The sequence below is a fragment of the Enterococcus sp. DIV1067f genome, assembly GCF_050543505.1.
Taxonomy (GTDB): Bacteria; Bacillota; Bacilli; order Lactobacillales; family Enterococcaceae; genus Enterococcus_D; species Enterococcus_D entomosocium.
The window spans coordinates 2,216,968-2,240,123 of the sequence record NZ_CP172940.1 but is presented as its reverse complement, the minus strand read 5'-3'; the positions used below and the strand labels follow the sequence as shown (position 1 = coordinate 2,240,123).

General features: G+C 45.4%; 19 protein-coding genes. All 19 read left to right on the top strand.

Features of this window, described 5'->3' with window-relative positions; genetic code table 11:
- Positions 1–417: 417 nt before the first annotated feature.
- The 19 genes from IGJ42_RS10405 to IGJ42_RS10315 all read left to right on the top strand — a co-directional run bounded on the left by IGJ42_RS10405 (position 418) and on the right by IGJ42_RS10315 (position 23,102).
- Complete coding sequence (locus IGJ42_RS10405; RefSeq protein WP_430615350.1) at positions 418–1,503, top strand: DivIVA domain-containing protein; 1,086 nt, start codon at positions 418–420, stop codon at positions 1,501–1,503.
- Positions 1,504–1,640: 137 nt separating this feature from the next.
- Positions 1,641–2,948, top strand: coding sequence for a hypothetical protein (locus tag IGJ42_RS10400; RefSeq protein WP_422705855.1), 1,308 nt, complete (start codon positions 1,641–1,643; stop codon positions 2,946–2,948).
- Positions 2,945–3,319 (top strand): hypothetical protein, encoded by a 375-nt coding sequence (locus tag IGJ42_RS10395; protein WP_005235091.1) that lies wholly within the window; start codon positions 2,945–2,947, stop codon positions 3,317–3,319. The genes IGJ42_RS10400 and IGJ42_RS10395 overlap by 4 nt, the downstream gene beginning before the upstream one ends.
- Positions 3,252–4,631 carry a glucosaminidase domain-containing protein gene (locus tag IGJ42_RS10390; RefSeq protein ID WP_034872257.1) on the top strand — a complete coding sequence of 460 codons (1,380 nt, stop codon included), beginning with the start codon at positions 3,252–3,254 and terminating at the stop codon, positions 4,629–4,631. The genes IGJ42_RS10395 and IGJ42_RS10390 overlap by 68 nt, the downstream gene beginning before the upstream one ends.
- Positions 4,624–5,667 (top strand): hypothetical protein, encoded by a 1,044-nt coding sequence (locus IGJ42_RS10385; protein ID WP_008378699.1) that lies wholly within the window; start codon positions 4,624–4,626, stop codon positions 5,665–5,667. Before IGJ42_RS10390 ends, IGJ42_RS10385 begins: the two co-directional genes overlap by 8 nt.
- Positions 5,668–5,680: 13 nt before the next feature.
- On the top strand, positions 5,681–7,135 hold the full coding sequence (locus tag IGJ42_RS10380; RefSeq protein ID WP_430615348.1) for a hypothetical protein: 1,455 nt from the start codon (positions 5,681–5,683) through the stop codon (positions 7,133–7,135).
- A 38-nt stretch (positions 7,136–7,173) separates the two neighbouring features.
- Positions 7,174–7,497 carry a hypothetical protein gene (locus IGJ42_RS10375; protein ID WP_016610400.1) on the top strand — a complete coding sequence of 108 codons (324 nt, stop codon included), beginning with the start codon at positions 7,174–7,176 and terminating at the stop codon, positions 7,495–7,497.
- Between the two features lie 22 nt (positions 7,498–7,519).
- On the top strand, positions 7,520–8,218 hold the full coding sequence (locus IGJ42_RS10370; RefSeq protein WP_254908531.1) for a type IV pilus modification PilV family protein: 699 nt from the start codon (positions 7,520–7,522) through the stop codon (positions 8,216–8,218).
- Between the two features lie 42 nt (positions 8,219–8,260).
- Entirely contained in the window at positions 8,261–8,947 is a 687-nt protein-coding gene (locus tag IGJ42_RS10365) for a PulJ/GspJ family protein (RefSeq protein ID WP_101699182.1), read from the top strand.
- On the top strand, positions 8,934–10,982 hold the full coding sequence (locus IGJ42_RS10360; RefSeq protein WP_422705859.1) for a type II secretion system protein: 2,049 nt from the start codon (positions 8,934–8,936) through the stop codon (positions 10,980–10,982). The genes IGJ42_RS10365 and IGJ42_RS10360 overlap by 14 nt, the downstream gene beginning before the upstream one ends.
- 14 nt (positions 10,983–10,996) lie before the next feature.
- Entirely contained in the window at positions 10,997–12,571 is a 1,575-nt protein-coding gene (locus IGJ42_RS10355) for a GspE/PulE family protein (RefSeq protein WP_430615346.1), read from the top strand.
- A gap of 91 nt (positions 12,572–12,662) precedes the next feature.
- Positions 12,663–13,973 carry a type IV pilus twitching motility protein PilT gene (locus IGJ42_RS10350; RefSeq protein ID WP_430615344.1) on the top strand — a complete coding sequence of 437 codons (1,311 nt, stop codon included), beginning with the start codon at positions 12,663–12,665 and terminating at the stop codon, positions 13,971–13,973.
- Positions 13,974–13,976: 3 nt separating this feature from the next.
- The gene (locus IGJ42_RS10345; protein ID WP_430615342.1) at positions 13,977–15,188 is read left to right on the top strand and encodes a type II secretion system F family protein; all 1,212 of its coding nucleotides are present in this window, start codon (positions 13,977–13,979) and stop codon (positions 15,186–15,188) included.
- Positions 15,189–15,263: 75 nt separating this feature from the next.
- Complete coding sequence (locus IGJ42_RS10340; RefSeq protein WP_008378681.1) at positions 15,264–15,788, top strand: type II secretion system protein; 525 nt, start codon at positions 15,264–15,266, stop codon at positions 15,786–15,788.
- Between the two features lie 96 nt (positions 15,789–15,884).
- On the top strand, positions 15,885–16,637 hold the full coding sequence (locus IGJ42_RS10335; RefSeq protein ID WP_008378680.1) for a prepilin peptidase: 753 nt from the start codon (positions 15,885–15,887) through the stop codon (positions 16,635–16,637).
- A gap of 108 nt (positions 16,638–16,745) precedes the next feature.
- Entirely contained in the window at positions 16,746–17,792 is a 1,047-nt protein-coding gene (gene pilM / locus IGJ42_RS10330; protein WP_086316320.1) for a type IV pilus biogenesis protein PilM, read from the top strand.
- A gap of 2 nt (positions 17,793–17,794) precedes the next feature.
- Positions 17,795–18,418, top strand: a complete 624-nt coding sequence (locus IGJ42_RS10325; RefSeq protein WP_016620510.1) for a hypothetical protein — start codon at positions 17,795–17,797, stop codon at positions 18,416–18,418.
- Positions 18,411–19,037, top strand: a complete 627-nt coding sequence (locus IGJ42_RS10320) for a hypothetical protein (RefSeq protein ID WP_086316318.1) — start codon at positions 18,411–18,413, stop codon at positions 19,035–19,037. Before IGJ42_RS10325 ends, IGJ42_RS10320 begins: the two co-directional genes overlap by 8 nt.
- 21 nt (positions 19,038–19,058) lie before the next feature.
- Entirely contained in the window at positions 19,059–23,102 is a 4,044-nt protein-coding gene (locus tag IGJ42_RS10315; RefSeq protein ID WP_430615339.1) for a pectate lyase-like adhesive domain-containing protein, read from the top strand.
- The last annotated feature ends 54 nt before the right edge of the window (positions 23,103–23,156 follow it).

Genomic DNA, 23,156 nt, shown 5'->3' with positions numbered 1-23,156 from the left:
TATTTCATCAAGTGAAGAAATATCTGATTTTTCAATCTGTTTTTGCTTTGATACTATCAAATAGACAACAGATGTTTTGCGAACGGAAGCCGTCTTTTCGTTTAATGGCTATTTTATTGAGAAACAGGCCGATTCACTGACTTGATTTCTATCCTCCAAAATAAATGGAGGTCGTGGAAATCATGGGGTGTGGTGGTTTTGCTTTCTTTTTTTGAACGAATGATGGCAAGAAGGAAACGGACATCACTGCTCAAAAGGTCACAGCAGAAACGTCAGCTCGTTTGAAAGAACGACCGCGGATAGAACAGCAAAAGTGCAACTTTTCACGAAAGCAGACGAACAAGCAGACCAATTTGTAGACACACTAAATTGTTAACGAATCAAATCATCGATGAGTGAGGAATCAGGAGGGGTAACATGGCATTATTTCGCAAAAAGAAAGATGAAGAAACTTACGAAGGCGTTCATGTCTACGACGAGGAATATGATGAAGAAGAGTACGACGAAGACGAGTACGATGATGAAGAATATGATGACGATGAGTATGACGATGAAGAATATGAGGACGACGAGTACGAGGACGATGAGTACGATGATGAAGAATACGAGGAAGACGAGTATGACGATGATGCCCAAGAAGAGCTGCTGGCATTAGAAAATACCGTTTCACAACTGACCAAGACCGTCGAACATTTGACCAAGCAATTGGAAAACAAACAAGAATCCATCAATCGGATGGCTTCGCAAGCGACGCAACAAGAAAGTATCATTTATGAAAATAAGCAGCTGCAAATGCGTTACAACGAGTTACAGCAGCAGTTAAAAGAAGCAGAACGTCAACAAGAAGCCCTCAAAACCAATTATGAGCAGGAAATTGAGCAGTTGACGAGTCAAGAAGACGAATTGATCGATGTGGAAGAAGAGCTCGAACAATTGCGTCAAAGAGAGGATGAATTACTAAAAGAATTAGAAGAGAAAAGCAAACAAGTCCAAGCTTTTGAAGAAAAAGCGATTCATTTAGAAGAAAAAGCGGCGATAATCGAAAACTACAAATTAAAAGAAGTCGAAAGCATGCGGCGGATCACTTCGCTTGAAAATGAAAATCAACAGTTGAACTTGCGCTTGCAAGAAGCGGAAGCGAAATATCGGGATCTCGAACGTTCAAGAGTCGAACAATTGGCAGATAAGAATGTCTTACAGCGTGACTTGGAACGTGAGCTGGCAAAGGTCGAACAAATGAAGGACGAGCTGGCGACGATTTTGATCGAAGCAAAAGAAAAAGCACGGGAAACCGCTGCTGAAGCAGAACTGGAAGCCGACAGAAGACGTCAGATGGCGGAAAATGAAGCCCACAAGATCATTTCAGAAGCATCGATGGAAGTGATGAAAATCCGTCAAGAGATCAAGCAATACCAAGAACGACTTACGACGTTTCATCATGAATCGAAAGGGTTGTTTGAGCAGTTGATCCAACATAGCAAAGTGTTGAATCTTCCAGACTAAAAAGAAGGTTATGAGTCGGAATAGACGAAAAGGTCTGCTAAATAATTTCCGAGAGCGACACGACAAAGGAGGGAAACCCACTAGGACCATATGTGCTGTATAAGAAATCACAAGCAACAACTACGACTTGATTTCTTATGAGCATGTTGGTCATTGGGACGAATGTGACGAATGATATTTTAAAAATTGCCATCTATCCAACCTTGAGTCCAAATCTTGAGGAATTATTTTACAAACAAGAGGCACTTCCATCAGTAATCACTGCCTGCGACAACCTCTATCAAAAAAAGTGGCCGCTCAAATCGTCGATTCGCAAACAAGTGACGCATTACTTTGAGCAATTTTATTCCATCGAAGCCTTCACCCATCATATCGAGATGGAGATCTTACGGAAAAAAATCGATTACTCAAAATTACGCATTCCCTTGGAACAGCAATTTCCTCAGTTTGTGTGGACGCAAATCGGCATCAATCATGTGTCCGATGAGAAAAGCAATTTGTTTTTGGAGTTTGTACCAATCGCATACACAGAAGAAGAGTTTCCCTTTACGATGCAGTTGCATGCTAGCTTGCAGCAGCAAGCCCCCGCTGGTGTAAGTGATGCGAACGACTTTAAAGAGCAACTGGTAAAAATCGTACAAAGCGTGATCGACGAACAAAATGTCACGTTTGTGAGTCGCCCGAAAGCGCAAGTCCATGAAGAAAAACGTCAGGGCAAAACCAATGCAGTGAAAAAAGAACTGGAAGACACGCTCGAGTTCCAAAAGGTCAGTGCGGATGAGCCACCAAAGTTCAAAAAGAAAGTTCGAAAAAAAAGCAGCAAAAAAAAACAGTCAAAAAAAGCCAAGCAATTGTCCAAAGTCAACGCCAATGAATTAGCGTTGGAGGAAGAGGCGAAACGAGAACGAGCAAGCAAAGAGCGCTTGCGCTTGGCCAATCAAAAGCTTGAGATCTACATCGAAAACTTAGAAGCCTCTTTGATCAAAAATAGTATCCACTATTTAAACAGTTTGACCGATGAAGAAGACGAGAACTGGCATACGCAATTGAAAATCAGCTTACGAGAATATACCTATCTTTTTCAAAAAGCCAAATACCTCGAACAGGTTTGGCGCATCAATGACAATCTCGTACAAAAGATCGAAAAAATGACCTTGAACGAAAAAGAATTGACCTATGAGAGAGGGCAAGTGCAGCAAGTGGTCGACAACAACCTATCTGCTAAAGATATCAGTTTGGTTTTTTATGAATGCAGCGTGATTGAGTCACGAGTCAAATTGTATGAGCGACCATGGTTTAGAAAACCTTACGCACGCATTATGAAGATGGACTATGACAATCTTTTACGAAAAGCCGCTTACTTTGATCTTCTCCAAAGCGAAAGCTATCTATTAGAAAAAAAAGCATTGATCGAAGGCAATACAGACGTTAGGAGCAGTCTATGAGAACCCAAAAGCAAAAACAACGATTCTTATTCTTATACCGCATCTACTTTATTGCTTCTTTGATCCCATTAGCGGTATTTTTGCAGCTGACCGCCTATTTTTATCTCTCTGCCTTTCGAGAATATGTCACTATCAGTCACTTGTTTTTACTCGCTCTTTTGCTAGGTTTTACGATGTATTTGCGGAACAATGCCTTTCATTATCAATTGCTGCTTGTGCAGCTTGAGAAAAATGAAAGCAAAGACCATGAACGACCAAAAAAAGGCACCAGCAAGAACAGCCCCAAGGAGGAGGATCAAGAAGATGAAAAAGCCCAGAAGAAACGTAAAAAGTCTGTTAGCGATCGGAGCATTTATCGGAATCATCAATAATCAAACGATTTCTGAAGCCATGGTTCGATCGATCTTAGGTGTAGAACCATCTACTTATATGGAAACCATCGATGCACAACGAGAAAGTCGTGGGCAATCGATAACGGATGCCCTCCGACCGGTCTCTTACGAAGGAGCTGACAGGATAACGGAGCAACTTGATACTCCTCCAGAACAAACAAAAGAAACCCTTCCAGAAGAAGCGGAGCAGGGCGAAAAAGGAACGGAAGTCCAAGTCGTAAATGATGTGGAACGACCGGCAGACGAGGGACAGACAGACGAGGAAGAAATGGAGAGCGGCACGGATGAAACAGAAAATCAAGAGGCCGAAGACGTTCCGTCGACGCCAGATCCTTCAGAAGGCGATCAACAGCCGAATCAGCCTGCTGGACCTGAAACGAATGAGCAAGAAACCAACGATACCAACAGCAGCAACAATAGCGGAAACAACCAATCAAATGGGAATCAAACCAATCAGGACAAAGAAAAAGAGCCCGATCCAATCACTGAAGAACCCGAATCGCCGATCGATGAAGAAGAGCGGGAAAGCAACTTTCAATTTTCGGTTTCTCGTAATCTAACGACACAACAATTCATCAATGAGATTGGTTCTGACGCGCAGGATGTTGCCTATAACAATGATCTTTATGCTTCAGTGATGATCGCACAAGCCATCTTGGAGACTGGCTCAGGAAATAGTGCCTTATCCAGTCCGCCAAACCACAATCTCTTTGGCATCAAGGGCAGCTTTCGTGGGCAAAAAGTGACCTTCAATACGCAAGAAGATGATGGAAGTGGTGCGTGGTATACGATCTCTTCCAATTTCCGTAAATACCCAAGTTACCGTGAATCCATCGAAGATTACGCTCGCTTACTAAGAGGAGGCATCACAGGCAACCCGCGCTTTTATGCCCCCGTTTGGAAAGAAAATGCCCCAACTTATCGGGAAGCAACTGCGTGGTTGACAGGGCGCTATGCTACGGACATCCATTATGACCAAAAGCTGAATGCGTTGATTGAGGCCTATGATCTAACCATTTATGATAATGAGCCGACCGAAGAGATTTTGGAAGAGATTGAACGCACACGTGCACAAGCAATCGAAGCAGCCCGCAAGGAAGAAGCGGAGACGACCCGTTCGTTGTTTGAAGACTTGCAAAGAAGCGCGGCAAATCGTCGAGGCTCAGGGAATTTGCCAGCGTCCATTCGGACCGTCAAGGATCGCTTGCAGGAAAATGCCAATGCCAATACTTATGCAAACCAATTAAGAGGGATGGAACGAGCGGGCAGCGAGGTAGATGCCAATGAGTAATCAGTCGCAAGCACCTAGAAGAAAAAAACGTCCGCCACAGCCTGCCAAACGTGAAAAAAAACGAGACCAATCAGAGGATACACCGAGAAATCCCCGAATCGAAAAGTTTCAGGCGCAAGGAAAGCAAGCCAGCCCTTCTAGTGGCAAGAAACGACCAAAAAAGCCGACCCAAAAAGAACCGACAGGACAGGCGCCTGTGAAAAAGAAACGAAAAAAAGCGGCTGGCACAGCGAATCGCCCCAAATTACCGACCGAAAAGCAGCATCCTAGCAAGCAAAAAGAAAGAGCAGCTGCCAGTACGACCAGTGAAGCACCACGCAAAAAGAAAAAGCGTCCACCGCAGCAAGCACGTCCAAGTCAGCACAACGAGCAGGGGAAAATCAAAAAATCAAGTCATCCTAATGCCAAATCAAAAGGGACCCACAAGCACGGCAAAAAACCAGCGGAAGTTTCCCAGAAACGACGTCCCCCGCAAAAAGGCAAAGCCGCGACGAAGAAACCAACAGCCAAAAAGAAATCTGGCAATCTCGTACTGAAAATCATCTATCTGATTTTCTTGGTTTGTAGCATGACTGTCCTATTTACGTTTATCGGCTTATATGTGACTGATCAAAACGAAATGACAGTTTTTAATCATCGGGTGGTGCGTTTATCAGATAATGGGATGGCGAATCTTGACAGCTCCGCATTACGCACACAAGATTTGATCATTTTAAGAGAACAAGCCTTCACTCAAGTACAGCCAAACGGGCTCGCGGTCTTTACAAATGGCTCAGGAACCGGCTATATTGCTCGCCGAGTACTATCGATCGAGGCTGACGAAGAGCAGGGCTATCATTTATCCGTCATTGGTGATGGACAGGCATTTGGGGAAGAAGCCATCGAAGCAGACCGTTTCGTTGGAGAAGTCTCAATGAGTATCAACCATGTAGCAGATGTGTTTCGTTTTATTGATCAAAACTTGATATTATCCATCATCTTCTGTGTATCATTGATCGCCTTATTCATTCTATTAGGCATTTATCTCTTTACTTGAGAGCCGTCATTACTTGAGAAAAGAGGAAACAAGGGTGCAAAAAAAAATTGTGTTAAGAAATAGTATCGCGGGTCTGCTTTTCTTTCTTTTGTTGCTTAGCATCTTGATTTGGCAGAATAATCAGTCTATTCATATTCGTCGATTAGCGGATGAAAATGAAGTGTTCGAAAAAATCGAGATTTTGGAAGAATGGCAGGAACGAATGACCCTTACAGGGACGACGATCCAACGATCCGTTCGGGTAATGAACGCTAGTGAAGTGCCAGTCTTTGTCCGAGCAAGTTTTGAAGAAGTGTTGCGCTATATCGCGCCAGACAGTGAGGAAGCAGCTTTTGAGCAGGCGGCAGATGCGAGTGATGCGCCAGACTTATTACCAGTACTGTCTCGCTTTGATGAAAACGAAATTTTAGCAAGGGGGTATCAGAACGTGACCCAGCAGATCCCAGAACTCATTGGAAATGCTCTTGATGGTCAAGTGATGGTTTGGATCAGCGATGAGACGATCGAAGAGTTGGCACCCACGCCTCCCTTGGATGCCTTCGATAGTGAAGAGATGCAGGAGTTATTGGGGGAACTAGACGCTGAAGAACAGGAAAATCCTGAGAACTTCTACGATCGCACCGAAGGCAATGAAGAAATGGAGGAGCTACCGTCATCAGACTTGATCGATGGTCCACCAGATCTCTGGCAAGAACCGGTCCTTGTCGAAGCTCACTTCAGCTATTCCTTTCGACGAAACCAACAACCGGTCATGCAGAAAATGAGTGGGGAACTGCTGCTGCTCAATCCTGCTGATCCGGTTGCTGAGTGGACCTTTGAAGCAGCCAACTTGACCTATAGTTATTATCTTGAAGGGTATCGTTATTTTGTTCGAAACTGGGCGGAGTCGCAGCTAGCCAGCCCCTTTTCCACCAGTGAGGAACCTACGGGATTCACGTATCTCGGAGAACAGGGAACGATTGACCAGTCGTCATTTGATTACACGACGACAGAATCTGGGTTAGGCAGTGCCTTTCACTTGCCAGAGATGATCAGTGCGTTTCCCGATGCTGCTGGCTTGTATCCGACCCAAACGGTGAAAACGCTAAGCAGCTTTGTCTCTGAAAGTCCCGCCCAGATCGATTCAGAAGCCATTATGATCGAATTCGGTTCTTTGAGCGATTACCGTCAGATTGATCGAAATACTTGGATCTATAATCCCGATGATGGCTGGTTTTATTATAGTTTCCCTTTGGACCGATCCTATCAAAGTGAAGACGGTTATGGCGTCACCCGTTCACTGATCGAACAAGTGATGATCGATACAAGTGTCGCAGACGATAGCCATCTTGCCTACGAACTTTTACCGAAAGTCGAAGTCATTCAGGCTTCTGATCGACAATCATTAAAGGAGGTCTTTCAGTTAGACAATGATCGGCCAGAGAGTGCCACTGCGATCATCTATCGGCATTTGCACTCACTTCAATAAGTTGCTAGAAAATAAGTCAAGGAGAGATTCACGTGAAAATGGTCATTGAAGAAATTGAATACCGTTATTTTCTTCAATACGGGAAGTATTTGGATTATTTCTATCAACAATACATGCAAGCGAATGTCGAAGATCCTGATGTTGAAAAAGGGATCGCCGAGATTCAGCGACTGGTTGAAGAAGAAAGGTATCATTATATCAGGGAACGAATCCGCATCACACGCAAAGCCAAAAAAAGTATTCCATTAGCTGACTACCCTGATTTCAATAAACTGATTCACTGGGGGTTTACCCTTAGCAAATTATCTTTTCTTGACCCAGATACAAGTATCAACCAGCTAGAAGAAAAGGATTCTCCTTGATCGGAGGCTAGGCAAAAAGCAGGTGATAAAACTGAAAAACGGCAGACATGCACATAGTGTACTTGATGAATCGGGGTTCAGCCTGGTTGAGATCCTTGGAGCGATCGTCATTCTCGGGATCGCAATGGTCATGATCGCCATGCTGATCATCCAAAACAACCTGATCCTTAGCTACAATACCCGAATGGAAGAAGCCATCGCAGCACGAGATGATGTCAAGGAATGGCTAATATACCGGGCACAGACTCAAGACTTGGCGGATTTGAATATCGGGATCTTTACGGCTAGACCTTCTTGGATGATGGTCGATCCAGATGATCCCTCAGAAGTTCGCCGACACCATTTGGTCCTCGATAATTCAGGGATTCAATACAATGCGCAAGGGCAACCGATGTATGAAGAAATCCCGATTGCTGTAGATGATCTCAATCGGGGCCGATTTATTCGCAAGGTGGTATACGATCATTCTGGCGCTCATTTGCCGCAGCCCTTGGTAAATTCGGAAGAAAATCGCCTCTATATGGGAACGTACTTGTCGGAGAATGAAGAAACCACCAACTATTTGGTCAAGGTCTCCATTCGCGAAGACCCCAGTCATGGACTGCGAGAAGACAGTTACGACCGTCGTCAGCTCGGGCTCGGACTTATTATTCAGGTCTTCGATAAACAAACGGGCGCATTTTTGACAGAAACGTATCTGCATTGGGTAGTAGACTATTGAAAGGGCTGGCTGTTCTTGCGGAGTTGCAAAGGAGGGGCGCAGATGAAGCATCGATTACAGGATGAGCAAGGAATCACGCTTGTCGAATTGTTAGGGGCGATGGTCATATTCGGCATCATCATTGCACTCTTTTCTGGGACACTCTTTTTGATCGTCCAAGCCTCTGTTCGTCAAGGTCGAATTGCTGCCTTTCAAGGGATAGCGAATGAAATCTTGGCGCAAGCAGACCAAATCGCCAAAATTGATGGTATCTATGAACATGCGGGGTATTTAGGAAAATATGATAGTCTTCTTTTCCACGAGGAACATATTGTCAAAACAATGCCCGAAGGAACCTTAGGGGCAACGATTACGGAAGAGGGCAGTCCTCGAATGGTTGTGACGGATATCACAGATACCAACAATATTCGTGCCAGAGTCTATGATACGAAAGATCCTACGATTAAGTTAAAGATCATTCAACAAAAAAATGAGAATGAAGCGACGTTGACCCATCACTATACGCCAAATTATCGCGATACGTTCAGTATCCAGACCAAGTTTTTCGTTTTATTTTACACGGAAACGATCAACTTTGCGGATTATTATGATGATTTGACTGGCTGGTGGCAGATGGAGGATCTGGTCACTGATTACCACAAGCAGATTATCTATAAACGAGAATTTACGATCAATTATCGTGACAATGAGAAAGCAAGAGGGGGGGTACCCGGGAATGGAAGATGGTAGACAAAATGAAGCTGGTTTTGCGCTGATTTATGCCCTTGCGGCGATCATTCTTTCCTCTTTGATGATTGGCTTGGTCTTCCTTGTTGCTCGAAATGTCAATTCACAAATTCGAACGATAGATAGCTTCCGTCGAGTGGAAGATGTACACGAATATTCCTTTCAACTCGCTTCTCAGGAGCTAAAACTGAGAATAGATGATTTCATCACTCGAACCATGCAGAATGGCGGCTTCTATTCTAATAATAATGACTGGCAAGACCATCTAGATAACGAATTGAGATTTGTGCTGGACGAAGTCGATGTGAATGAGACCATCGATGATAAATTTTCTTTTACCTCCTCTGTCGTTGACTATGAATATAATGAGATCGCCCCTTATGTAATGACCAAATCTGGTGGGGAGCAAGGATGGATCCAATCCGCCTCGATGCTGCCAGATAAAACCAATCTTCAAATCATTATTCGAATTCAATCGCAAGTCACGGATCAGACGCAATTGGCTGAAGGGCAACCGCGAGTACATACAGCTTCTGCCGAATATATCTATGAAATGCAGCTTGAAGAAGAAGACCTCGAACAAAGACAAACACAGCTGGATATTTGGCGAAACATTTTTTATCCCTATTACTTACCCTCTACAGCAGGGCAAGCTGTATCCGCCGATACTTGGGTTCGAAAATTGTTTGAAGTCGCCGATTTTCAACGCGTACGTCCATCGTTTGATTATCTCGCTTTTGAATCGGATGACTTCTTGCAATTCGGGTTTGCCAACAATGTCCTGCAAGATTTTCAAGACGGCAGATTTTTAGATTTTCGAACAAAGCCGATTCTTAATTGGCTGCATTTCGATGGTTCCTTTTTCTTTAATCATGGGGTCCAGATGGAAGGACAGGGAAGCGGGCAATTTTCGGCAAAAAGTCTGCTTGCGATCCAGAATGATGGCGGACAGCCTAGTAACGGGTTGAACGTGATCAAAGACATCTTCTTGCAAGCCGGTTTAGGAATGTATATCGATTTGGGCAGTCGAGCTGGCAGTCGCTTGGTCCTCTCACAAGCATATACGGATATCCTTGCTGGAAACGTATGGATCAACAACACCAATAGTTCGGCTTCGAGAGTTGAGCAAGAAGGGGTTCTCTTTGCTGAAGGCCATCTGAATGTTTCCGTAAATTCACCGGATGCGGGCACTGGGTTAGGCGAATTAAATACCAATTATTTTAATTTTTATCATCGAGAAGCTACGAAACAGAACCCTGCGGCAGATGATAGTTTGACGTTTATGAAGCCGTCGATGGTTCTGACGAGCAGCAATTTTTATGCGGGACCAGTCACGGAAGGCTCGATCGTGCATAGTACCGAAGATACGGAACGAAGGATTACTGTTTATGGTGATTTTATGCTGACGAATACGATGATGCCTAGTGGTGGAACGATCGATGATTTCTCGTATTTTCAGAATCAAAATCAATTCACAGTGCCCCATGACCCGTCAAGAATCACATTGGATGGCAGCAATACCATAATGGAGGTTCACGGGCTTTCATTTATCGATGCGCCGAAAACTGCTCGTAGATTGGCATTAGCAGAAGCCGGCAGTTCCGCGGTTTTTGATTCTTATTATGAAGATCCAGCGTATTGGAATCAAATCACCTTAAAAAATGGTGCCCAGCTGATCTTGGGTCATACAGGCGTTGAACCCTTTCATTTAGCTGTGGATAGAGAGTCGACCTTTGTCATGGAAATACTGCCAGATTTGGCATTATTTGACCCGACTTTTTTAGCAACAGGGGCTCATAACCGTCGTCTTGAAGGAACGGTCGTTCTCGTACCTTACTATATGGATGACCAGGTGGAACTAGAAAATCAACTGCAACAATTAGGCGTCAATTATCGCGTCCGCGACTTTGAAAGTCAGGCGCAATCGGGGGAGGTAACGATCCTCAGAAGTTTTTTGGATCGAAACATGTGGTCTGATGATGAAGCATATTTAACCGTTACACGAATGTTTGACTATATCAACAAACTCGATTATTGAAAGGAGGGCGCCAGTTGCCGCAATCAAGTGAAAGAACGCCACGTAGAAAACCTAGAAGGCCTCTCAAAAAGTCAGAGAACACCACAAGTTCAACCACTGCTGAGAAAACACAAACAGGCAACCTGTTTGACTTAGAGATCAGCTCAGAGGTTTTGTCCTTGATCCCCCGCTCGTTTGCCAAACAGCACAGCGTCTTTCCATTAGAAAAAAAAGGCAACCGCTTGACCGTTGCGATGGCAAACCCTGGGGATTATGCGGCGATCAATGAAATGCGTTTGATCACTGGGTTATTGATTCGTCCGCAAAAAGCCCACAATGCCGATATCCAACAACTGATCGTTCGCGATTACCCTTCTGAGATCAGTTTGGATGGCTTGAGCGACTCTCTCGTTGAAACCATCGACCCAGAAGGCGACTCAAAATTAGATGATTCGCCAATCGTAAAATTGGTCAATACCCTGCTGCAAGATGCGGTGGATCGGGGCGCCAGTGATATCCATTTCGATCCCCAAGAAAAAGGATTAGTCGTCCGCTTACGGGTCGATGGGGAGCTTCGTACCCATGAAAACTTGCCTAAGAGTATTCAGACTGGTGTTACTTCACGACTGAAAATCATTTCCTCCTTGGATATCACCGAAACACGTGTGCCACAAGATGGTCGGGCAATGATTCGTAACGGGGGCAACGTGGTTGATTTGCGGGTCTCGGTTTTGCCTGTCATTCATGGGGAGAAAGTCGTGATTCGGGTGTTGGATCGCTCCAGTGGCATTCGGCGCCTAGATGAGTTTCGCTTTGAACCGAAGGTATTGGCGACCTTTAAAGCGATTTTGCATAAACCCCATGGAATCATTCTTGTCACAGGACCGACAGGATCAGGGAAATCATCTTCCTTGTATGCGGCGCTGCAAGAGTTGAACACGCCGGAGATCAATATTATCACCGTCGAAGACCCAGTAGAGTTTCAGCTGCAAGGTATCAACCAAGTGGCAGTCAACAGCAATGTCGGTTTGACCTTTTCCGCTGGGTTACGGTCGATCTTGCGACAAGACCCCAATGTCGTGATGGTGGGAGAGATTCGAGATGGCGAAACGGCGGAGATTGCGATTCGGGCTTCCATGACCGGGCACTTGGTAGTATCCACCCTGCATACCAATGATTCCGTCAGCACCATCAATCGCTTAGTCGACATGGGGGTAGAACCGTTTCTGGTCGCTAATGCGTTAGAAGGCATCTTAGCTCAACGGCTCGTCCGAACCCTTTGTTCTTCTTGTAAGACAGTAGGACCAGCCAGCGACAAGGACAAGCAGTTATTTGAATCCTATGGCATCACGGTTACGGAACTGGCACAGCCTGTGGGCTGTCCAAAGTGTGGCAATACGGGATTCAAAGGGCGAATGGCCGTCCAAGAGCTGTTGACGATCGATGCCAAGCTGCGTCGTATGATCACGAACAAAGCGACTAACGACCAGCTGATGGATTATGTTCAGGAACGAAAGATGCGCTTTTTGTTGGATGATGGGTTAGACAAAGTGCAACAAGGCTTTTCCACCATCGAAGAAGTCTTGAAGGTGGTCGCTGCAGAAGAGTGAGGCGCTGATTGATTTATCGGTGATCCAGGGATCACCGGAGAACTACATACATTGTTTTAGAAGAAAATGCACATAGAAAGGGGCTGGTTTAATGGATCAAACGAGAGTGGCAACACAAGAGCGAGCAACCAAAAGGACGACGAGAGAAAAAACAGCTCCGACCCGTACCCGCATTCGGGAAAATCGTGAACTGAGAGAAAAAAAACGTGCCCACAGTCGCCAGAGCGATCAAGACCGATCTGTCTCGACGCGGGAGATCATTCAAAAAGCAGAACGGCAAGCAGTGACAAAAACGACGACTGCCAACAGTACACAGGGCGTCAATCGCAACGAAGCGGCGCAATTTGCTGCCATGTCACCTAAAGAGCGGATCGATCATTGGTTGATGATCGCCGTCGAACAAAAAGCATCGGATATCCATTTAGTCGAAGGCGTCCCACCGATTTTTCGTCGCCACGGCGACTTGCTACCGATCGAAGGGGTGCCGACCATCAACACCAAGGACATCGAAGCCATTGCCGAAATCCTTTGCAACCAACGGCAATGGGAGGAATTCAAGGAAAAAGGCGAAACCGATTTGGCCTACGAATTAGGCGACATCTGCCGCTTTCGGGTCAATATTTTCCGTCAAAAAGATACCGTTTCGATCGCCTTGCGGCAGATCCCCATCGAGATCCCGAAATTAAGCAAACTCGGTATGCCGACCGTCTTGCGGACTCTGATCCATAAAAGCCAAGGCTTGTTCTTAGTTACAGGGCCGACCGGCTCAGGGAAATCAACGACACTGGCTGCGATGCTGGACTATTTGAATGACACCAAAAAGACGCATATTTTGACGTTGGAAGACCCGATCGAGTACATCCATAACCACAAAAAAAGCATCGTTGCCCAGCGCGAAGTCGGCAGCGACACCCTGTCCTTTGGCAATGGCTTACGAGCTGCCCTGCGTCAAGATCCAGACGTCATCTTAGTAGGGGAGCTGCGGGATTTTGAAACAATCTCGATTGCTTTGACGGCAGCGGAAACGGGACACTTGGTATTAGGAACCTTGCATACGTCAAGTGCCCCAGCGACTATTGAACGGATCGTCGATGTCTTTCCTGCCGATCAGCAGACTCAGATTCGTACACAGCTTGCTGGCGCATTACTAGGGATCTTGTCCCAGCGCTTGCTGCCAACGATCGATGGCAACGGACGGGTAGCAGCAACCGAAATGATGCTCAATACCCGAGGGATCGCCAGCTTGATCCGTCAAGGGAAAACCCACCAGATCCATAATATGCTGCAGATGGGAAAAAACGAAGGCATGCATACCATGAGCGCTTCTTTAGAAGAACTCGTTGCTGCGGAACGGGTCGATGCCGATGTGGCAGATAACTTGATGGAGGAAGGGGGCGAATAGCCGATGGCACTCTTTGCCTATCAAGGCACCAATGTCCGAGGCGAAACGTTTTCTGGCAGCTTACGTGCCAATTCCTCCGTTGAAGCCCGCCAAAAGCTGCGCCAAAAGCATATCAAAGTCAACAGTTTGATCGAACAGCCAGAAACCTTGGCGAATAAAGAGATTCAATTGTTCAACAAAGTATCTCTAAAATTATTAGTTGCATACTTACGCCAGTTTTCGACATTGATCGCTTCGGGGATTACGATTGTTGATGCTTCACGAATGCTGGAAGAACAGCAAAAAAATCCGAATTTCAAGAAAATTCTTGGCGAAGTTCGGGATGAGATTGATAGCGGACGCCCGCTCTCAGAAGCCTACAAAGATCATCCCAATGCCTTTCCGACACTTCTGACCAGTGTCATCGCTGTTTCGGAGATGTCTGGATCACTGGAAGGAAATTTGAAGGATATGGCGGATTACTATGAAAAAAGCGCCGAAAACCGCAGCGGGATCGTCACAGCGATGGTCTATCCGATTATTTTAGTGATTTTAACCTTTATCGTGGGGATCATTTTATTGGTGATGATCGTACCGATGTTCGTGGAAGTATTTGAAGGATTTGATGCGGATCTGCCGACGATCACCGTCGTAACGATGGCGATCAGCGAGTTCCTTCAGACCAGAGGGTGGGTTTTAGCCGTCTTGATCGTCGGATTTTTCGTCGGACTGTGGATCGCGCGACGCAATCCAACCTTCGATTTCGCTTTTCAAAGTTTTCTATTACGTATTCCGTTGGTGGGCGATATGATCACCAAAAATAGTTTTTCATTATTTATGACAACCATGTCGACACTGCTTAGCAGCTCTGTCGGTATGGTGACCGCCTTGAATATGAGTCGGGATGTCGTTTCCAATAAATACATCAAGCGAATCATCGATAATTGTGCCTTTCAAATTGAAGAAGGTGGCAAGATGAGTGATATCTTTCGTGGCAACATGATGGTCCCGATGTTAGTGACCCAGATGGTCGAGATTGGCGAAAGTACTGGTTCCCTAGAGGACATGCTGAAACGATTGAGTATCATCTATCAAAAAGAAGTTGATGAAACCAGTAAGCGACTGAAAACGATCATGGAACCGATTGTCATCTTGATAATCTGTGTGATCGTTGGCTTGATCGTTGCGGCGATCATGATCCCGATGTTCGATTTATTCGGTGCGATCCAAGGGTAATGAATTTTGGTATTATCAAGCCACCTAGACGGCTTGTTTAATATATATGGAAGAAACAGGAGGAGTAAACACACTATGATTGATGCAATTTTAGCAGAAGAAACAACGGACAATCGATTGAATAAATTATTGAAAGACGAGCGCGGCCTCTCCTTGGTCGAGTTGCTGGCAGTAGTCGTTATCTTAGCGATCATCGCTGGGATCGGGGTTATTGCGATTGGGAACGTGATTCAAAATGCTCGAGAAGATGCAGTTGTTTCTGATATTCAACAAGCTTTCTCAGCAGCAGTGCTCTATCAATCAACTAATAGCAACTTGAATGACGGGACAGCTAACGCGGTTTTAGATTTTACCTTAGAAGATGTAATGGATGATGGATTACTAAACAGTACATCATGGGAAGATACTGATAATGTTATGTTTTATATCGGATCAACAGGTGCTTTAACAATGTATGCTCCAGCTGGCGTTTTAAAGGCTGGACAAGAAAATAGCAACGAGATAGGTGTTCTCGGTACTGGGTTAACACAAAATCAAATCAATGGTTTAACTCGAGAGTATGTATTTGGAGATCCTCAACCAGCTCCTCCACCGTTATAAGATATTAATTTTTTTAGGAAACTAAAAACACCTCAAGTCACTAACCTGACCTAAGGTGTACGGCAACTCAACCCCCCAGGAAAAAAGGAGTTTTTTATGAACGAAATTTTGCAACAGATCCCAATGGGCCTAATCATTGGTTATCTTTTCATCATAGGAATGTGTCTAGGTTCTTTTTTCCTAGTGGTTGGTTGGCGGGTTCCCAAAAAGGAATCCCTGCTGACTCGCTCGCACTGTGATGACTGCCAACAGACATTGGGTGCAAGGGACCTCATTCCAGTTTTATCATACCTTATTTTAAAAGGCAAGTGCCGCAAGTGTCAAAAAAAGATCCCGCTGATTGCTTTTCTTTATGAAGTGTTGATCGGCATGCTATTTACGGGTACGACCTTGCTGTTTTGGGGCACTGCTGAAGTGATTGCCGCTTGGTGTTTATTAGCCTTATTAGCCATTATTTCTGCCAGCGACATCTTCTATCAGCTGATCCCCAATAAAGTGTTAGCCCCTTTTTTCGCTGGAGGGATCGGTTTACGGTTGATCCAACCGCAAAATGAATTTTGGTGGTATTGGCTCGTTGGCTTCTTTGCTGGCTTCTTGCCATTGTATCTCTTAGCGGAGCTCAGTAAAAAAGGCATGGGTGGCGGCGATATCAAATTATTTGCCGTCTTAGGCGTGTATATCGGCCCTGTGCAAGTCTTGACGGTTTTATTTGTCGCTTCTTGCTTGGCAGTGATCTTTTACGTGATCCAAATGCTACGGGGCAAAGTCAAAAGCCGCTACATTGCTTTTGGTCCCTTTATCGCCATTGCTACCGGCATGGTTTATCTTGGCAGCGGCTGGTTCCTTTGAATTGGGTTGCTGACCTTGGCGTTTGCTTGATTTGCTAAGCAAGCGTTGTACATAGAAATAACGTTGGTTCCTTCATATAAAACCAACAAGAAGAAAGCAGGTCCTCGTATGTTTGGCAAAAAAACAATTCCCCGCTTAGTAGGGATCGACATCCAAAAAAACTGCATCCGTTACTGTACCAAAAAAGGTGACCGTCTCAAATACGGCGAGCTGGTTGTGAATGGTACGATTTTTAAAGATGATAAGCTGCGCAATCCTGATAGTCTTGAAGCCGCCTTCAATGAGATTGCCAAACGCTTGGGATTACGCACGATGAGTGTGGTGATCACGGCACTAAATTCTCGTCTGCTGATCAAACAGATCCCAATCGGTAAGATGAACTCGGAAAAAGAGATTCGCGAGTACTTGTATTTTGAATTGGGGGAGTCCATCTCTTTGCCTTTTGAAAACCCGATTTTTGATCTACTGATCCTTGGTAAAGGTAACAAGGAAAAAGCACCAAAAGCACAAAAGAAAAAAGCCAGCAAGAAGGAAGAGAAAGCAGAACCGCAAGCTGTGGTCATCCAGCGGAATCGGTTTACCATCAATGGCAATGTGCCAGTCGTGGTCACATCAGAGCCGATTTTGATTCAACTCGGCGACACATTGAAAAAAGGCGGCCATCAGCTGATGGGCGTCGATTGCAGTTTTCTGGCGTATAGTCGTATGTTTCAGCGACAGATCAACTGGAGTGAAAATTTTGTGCTGGTCGAGTTAGATGCTGGCATCGCTAATATCACCTTTTTTGAAGAATTGGTGCCGACTTACGTGCAGTATGAAGATTATAATCAAGCCAACTGGAAATATATTGAAAAAGCCCAATCTGTGCAAGTGAACTTTAGGGAAAGTGCGGAGATCCAAGCACTGGAAGGGTTAGCAGAAACCTTGAATTCGGTGATTGCTTACTATTATCAGGAAATCTCGCCTGATTGTGAATTGAAAAAAATCTACTTAGTCGGCGGTCATCCAATGCTGCGGAAAGAAGTCCAAGAAATATTTCATGAGTTGTCTTCTTTGCCGGTCAAAACGATTTCCGCAAAAGTAAGTGAAACCAGCAAGAAAAAAATTCCCGACCGCTATATCTTGGCTGCGGGATTAGCGACGAAAGAGGTGTAACCATGAACATCAATCTATTGCCTAATAAATTTATCCGTAATCGGGCGTTTGAAGTCATTCTTTCGGTTTCGCTTCTCCTTTCGTTAGTAGTCGTTGGGGTTTGTGGGTTAGGCTTTTGGTATTATCAAAGGCTGGTGACCAATAATCAAAGCAATATCATGTCTAGTCAAGCAGAGCGCATCGTTTTCCAGCGCCAGTTAGAAGAGATGCTAGCGTCAAAATCTCAAGACCTGCAAGAATTCATTGCCTTGCAAAAGCAAGAGAAATATTTCACAGCGCCTATTATGGAAACCTTTGAGGAAGTGGCATCAGGAATCGATGTGACCATCAATTCGTATAATTTGCTGCTAAATGGCGAGGGGACAATGTCCGAAACAGCCCAAGACGGTACACCATTGTTTCCTTTGGTGAGCATGGCAGTCCAAGGGGATGTTTATGAAAGTCTGATTCGCCTTAAATCGGCTTTTGAAGCAATCGATTGGGTACATCATGTGACTTATCAATCTTTTTCTCATAGTTCAACGCCGCAAGATGGGCGCATCACTGTCTACCTCTCACGAATCGCTGCACCACAAGTGATCAGTGAAGAGAGCGAAGAGGAAAGCGAGGTGGAAGCGGATGACTAAAGTCTTTTTCTCCAAAAAACACATCATCATCTCCGCGGTAATTGCGCTAGTTCTCGCTACCTCCGTACTTATTTTCTGGCTATTTTTACTGAATCCCAAACGTGCCGAAGGGATCGAATTGGCTCAGGAATTAGCTGGGATCGAAGCAGAGATCCGCGACATTCAGGAACAGCTGGTTTACCTGCAAGGGGAACCAGACCTTCTTTCCTCAGAGACGGTCAATGAGGTGCCGATCATTCCCAATGGCATGGCGATCGAGTCTTATTTTACCGATCTCGCTGCCCTTGAAACGGAATTGCCGATCACGATTTTGCAATCGACCTTTAATGAGGAGATGCTTTACCCTACACCAGAACAAATGGCAGATCAGACTGGTGACAATCCTTTGGCTACGCAATTTCGGGTCACAAGGATCGGCTTTGACCTCCTGAGTGAGACGAATGAAGGAATCGTGCGTTTTATTGATCGGATGGAAAACCTGAATCGCTTTTTAAAAGTTGAATCAGTCGAATATCGGCAAGGAAGCAATACGTCAGGAGCAGATGCGTTTTCGGCAAGTGTCGTTATCAAGCTGTATTATCTATCAAGCTTTGAAACGGGACAAGAACTGTTGGAGTAATCAAAGGAAAGGGGTGCCTAGATGAAATCATTTACTGTTCTAGCGACTGTCTCGAAAATCAAACTGGCTGCCGCTGCATTAGGGGTCTTTATCGTTATTTCTGTCTTGTATGCGGTCTTTGCTATCCATGGTGGCAATTCTTATGAAGTGTCCGGTCACTTTGACCCAGAAACAGGACAATATGTAGTGACGATCGAATCGGAACAAGCCGCTGGCGAGACGCTTTTCTTGATGGCAAATCATGAAGCGCTGGTGTCATTAGAAATGTTTGAAATGCTTGAGCTTGAGGAAGCGACCTTGCATCCAGCTGAACAAGAGGGTGTTTATGGTGTGGCGATCGAAGTGGCGCCTACGGAAGAAACGTTGTCCTTGGCATTACCAGTTTCTTTAGGAGAAGAAGAAGCCATCGAATTTGTCCTTAAGCGGGGAAATCGGACGCTGCAAAAAATCGCTCCGCCTTCTCTCGAGGAACGACAAGCCTTGCGATTGGAAGCTGACAAGGCTGTAGAAGAAGTAGCCTTGCTTGACATTCAGCAGCAGGAAACCAATGAGTCAGCGGCAGTCGAACTGCTTTCAGAACGGGCGACGCAAGGAGAGCGTGCCGAAGTTTCGGACTATCAAGCGCTGCGGGCTGCTTTTAGTGATTCATCGATCTCTGAAATCGTGTTTCTCGCTGACATTACCGCTGATTATACGGATGAGGCCAACAATCGTTTAACAGCGTTGGATCGGTCGGTGTCCATCGATGGGAATGGCTTTACCTTAACCACACCGAAGCGTTTCAACACGAACGGGACACCAAACTATAGCACGAATCCTACTGGACGTTTCTTTGAACTGACGACTACCCATGATCATCAGCCAGCGGTCTTTGAGTTGAAAAATATGACGATCGATTTTCAGGGAAACAATCTAGGATTAAACGCGTTGATCTATCAACAATCGTTGGCAGCCTCAGCTTTTTGGACGGTCAAAATAGAAAATATCGAGGCAAAAAGTGGTGTGCTAGAGGGAAGTACAGGCAATAATTTCCTTTATTTGCAACAAGGAAATCTCGAGATTCGCGGAACGTTCCATTGGGTGGCTCACAGGAACCCAGCCGCGGGCAACAGTTCAGATACTGGCAGCTTTAATGTCAAAAGTGTCTTGATCACAGATGAGGCGGATGTCAAGATCTCAAATACGCAGCCGATTTTTCGGCTCCGACCAGACAACAATAATATCTCAACCTCGTTTCGGGTCAATAAGGGTTCCAAAGTAGATCTCTATAGTGTCCAGTGGCAAGCAATTTGGGCAAATCTCGAAGGACGTACTAACGAGGTGATTTTTGAAGTCGATGGAGAAGGCACGGTCTTAAATGCCTCATCACAAATGAATTTAGCGGGAGCGAACGGCGCAATAATTTCCTTGATTGGACAACGGGATGAAACGCAAAATAAGTTTTCTCGTACGATTATTTCTGGTGGTGCGGTCGTAAACTCCTATTCTAGAGCGCCTGCTCCCACGAGTGGTGTACCGAGAGGAACCACTGCTTTTGTCAATCAAATTTCAAAAGCGGGATCGACCACCAAACTCGGCGGCAATGTGACGGTAACTGGGGAAGGGTCGCAGTTTAATATGTTTGGTGATGGGCAACATCATGAGTATGGTTCAGTTATGCGGTTTCGCTTAGTCGGGGAACAGACCTTTGTGCTTGCCGACCAAGGGAAAATGAATATCGTCAAATACCACGGAAATGCGGCTGCAGTGCGGATGTACGGGCGGAACAACGAGTTCTATGTGGAGTCAGCCGGTCAGTTGAATATCTTTAACCATGCAGGCACCAGAACTGCGGCAGATGATGGCATCTATATTGATGAAACAGGTTTTGCCGTATTTGATCAGTACAATGATGAAGAACGAGAATTTGACCCATCTGCTGATTCCACCATTACTGCCAGTAATGGCTCAGATACGGCTGGTCGACAAGGCATTCAATTTCCTCTTGATGGCAGTGGAACTTCGGTTTTTCATGCACAAGGTGAAAACAGTCGAATCCATATCTATGCACATCGTGGACCTGCTGTTTGGATGCAAGGCGGAGAAGCCGAGTTCTTAGCTGGAAAAGACGCGACTTTTCGAATGGAAGGTCGGACCCTAGGTGCAAATAATGGAATAATCAGTTCGGTTGCCAGAAGCAATTTTGTGATTGATGAACCACTGTTTTATGACTTCCGAAATAATCGTCCGAATGGCGGACAAGCTTTTTCTAATTCGAACCGTAACAGTACCTTTATGTCTAATCGTGTTGGACTAGCGGTTTGGGAAAAACGCAACGAAGTGAATCTAGATGGTGATCCGGACAATTTCTGGAATCCATTGAGCTATCAACTAGGCAATGTCAATTTTGCACAAATCGTTAGTCCGCAGCCGGGAGAGCCTTTTTCAAATGAGTTCAACAGTACGACTTTTAGGGGCGGGAATGCCTACACGCGATTTTCTGCCAATAATTATCCGCCAATGATCCAGCACTTAGTGACCCCGACCAATGCCGACAAAACCTTTTATGCCAAAGCGGTCGTTCCGTATGAATACACGGGGGCGATTCGCGATGCTTGGGATGATGAGGTCTGGGTAGAAGTTGCTTTGAAGGACGAAGCAGGCAACCAGCTTGAAACGCAATGGCTTTCCTCCAAATCAACTGTCGATGTTTTTGGTGAGGTGCATAATGGTGTGATCGCATGGACGCGGGACGACTTTTTCAAGACAGGTCAACGTTTTGAAGTGCTGCGTGCCCACCGAGGATTAGACCCAACGATGGAGGATGTTGATGATTCGATTTTCATTCATGCAACAGAAGAGAGTATTGCCGCTTTGCCTGATGCGGTCGTCGTGGATGTACGACCACCGACTGGTCTGCAAGTGGCAGAGGATCAGGTCTTTAATGAACGGACGACAACAGTTTCGGGGATCATGGATTTTCATTCTCCGCAAGACGACCAGCCAAAAGAGCGCGTCGCCATTTATGCGAGTACCGCGCAAGGATTGATCCGTGATGCTTCAGGTGACCCATATGTCATTACGCTTGATGCCGAACAAGGCAACTCCGTGCCATGGCAGTATCAATTACCACGTCGCCTTGATCCTGAAGAGGATGTGTATATCGAATTTTACGCGAAAGATTTTGCAAATGATCGTTACGACGATTTCGTAGGAACCTTACCAGATACGACCACGACGGAACCCAATGGTCAGTTGGGGAGCACGAATCCGTCCGCCAGCGATTACGAGGACTATTTAGGGTATCGTGATGCCATTGGCGATGAACGTTTCCCACCAGCGCTCTCCTTTGAAGTCACCAGTATTCGACCTTCTGACCCATCGATTACGTTGCGAGTACCGCAAAGCTTTGATCGTGATGAAGAAGGCAATCCGATTATCACAGTGGGTAATCAATTGATCTTGCGGACGATCGTAGAAAGCAACGATGCGCGAAATTCTGGGAAAGACGATATTGAGAATGCTGTCGTGACGTTAGATATCTCGCCGAATTTATTGACGTTCTTAAATGTCGATGCGCTCGTGTACCAAGACAATATCGCCTCGGCTAGTCTTTCTGGCGATCGTATCACGATCCACTTAGAACGACCAATCGCACCGGGGGATCGCATGGAATGGAACTTGACTGCTCGAGTGGATGAACAGGCAGCTGCTGGTAATGTTCTGACCCCGGTAACGATCAACGGTAGAGTTTCGGGGAATCAGCCAGAGACGGAAAATATTCTGATAGGGGAAGACAGTCTCACGCTTCAGACCGGCACACGCGCTGTCACTGGTGAGTTGATCAATCTTGCTGTTCATAACAATCAGCTGCAGATTTTTTATTCCAATCTTAGTACCTTTGACGTCTATATGGATGGCACCTTTTATCGAACATACAACGTGCAGCAAAGACCCGTAACGGATTCTGTCACCCTTGATATTCCTGTTCATGACATCCGTAATTTGATTTCTGTGCGCTACAAAGATGAAAATGGCGCAGACCGTGTTTCTTATTGGAACAATATCTGGGACTTCATCGATTAAACGTGAACAACCTTTTTTAAAACAAACAGAAGAAGAACAGTCTTTCACTGCTGG

Coding starts and splice junctions, on each gene's coding strand:
- IGJ42_RS10365 (WP_101699182.1), top strand. CDS start 8,261: ATGAAGCATCGATTACAGGATGAGCAAGGAATCACGCTTGTCGAATTG.
- IGJ42_RS10345 (WP_430615342.1), top strand. CDS start 13,977: ATGGCACTCTTTGCCTATCAAGGCACCAATGTCCGAGGCGAAACGTTT.
- pilM (WP_086316320.1), top strand. CDS start 16,746: ATGTTTGGCAAAAAAACAATTCCCCGCTTAGTAGGGATCGACATCCAA.
- IGJ42_RS10385 (WP_008378699.1), top strand. CDS start 4,624: ATGAGTAATCAGTCGCAAGCACCTAGAAGAAAAAAACGTCCGCCACAG.
- IGJ42_RS10400 (WP_422705855.1), top strand. CDS start 1,641: ATGAGCATGTTGGTCATTGGGACGAATGTGACGAATGATATTTTAAAA.
- IGJ42_RS10335 (WP_008378680.1), top strand. CDS start 15,885: ATGAACGAAATTTTGCAACAGATCCCAATGGGCCTAATCATTGGTTAT.
- IGJ42_RS10315 (WP_430615339.1), top strand. CDS start 19,059: ATGAAATCATTTACTGTTCTAGCGACTGTCTCGAAAATCAAACTGGCT.
- IGJ42_RS10375 (WP_016610400.1), top strand. CDS start 7,174: ATGGTCATTGAAGAAATTGAATACCGTTATTTTCTTCAATACGGGAAG.
- IGJ42_RS10390 (WP_034872257.1), top strand. CDS start 3,252: ATGAAAAAGCCCAGAAGAAACGTAAAAAGTCTGTTAGCGATCGGAGCA.
- IGJ42_RS10340 (WP_008378681.1), top strand. CDS start 15,264: ATGATTGATGCAATTTTAGCAGAAGAAACAACGGACAATCGATTGAAT.
- IGJ42_RS10395 (WP_005235091.1), top strand. CDS start 2,945: ATGAGAACCCAAAAGCAAAAACAACGATTCTTATTCTTATACCGCATC.
- IGJ42_RS10350 (WP_430615344.1), top strand. CDS start 12,663: ATGGATCAAACGAGAGTGGCAACACAAGAGCGAGCAACCAAAAGGACG.
- IGJ42_RS10360 (WP_422705859.1), top strand. CDS start 8,934: ATGGAAGATGGTAGACAAAATGAAGCTGGTTTTGCGCTGATTTATGCC.
- IGJ42_RS10320 (WP_086316318.1), top strand. CDS start 18,411: ATGACTAAAGTCTTTTTCTCCAAAAAACACATCATCATCTCCGCGGTA.
- IGJ42_RS10405 (WP_430615350.1), top strand. CDS start 418: ATGGCATTATTTCGCAAAAAGAAAGATGAAGAAACTTACGAAGGCGTT.
- IGJ42_RS10325 (WP_016620510.1), top strand. CDS start 17,795: ATGAACATCAATCTATTGCCTAATAAATTTATCCGTAATCGGGCGTTT.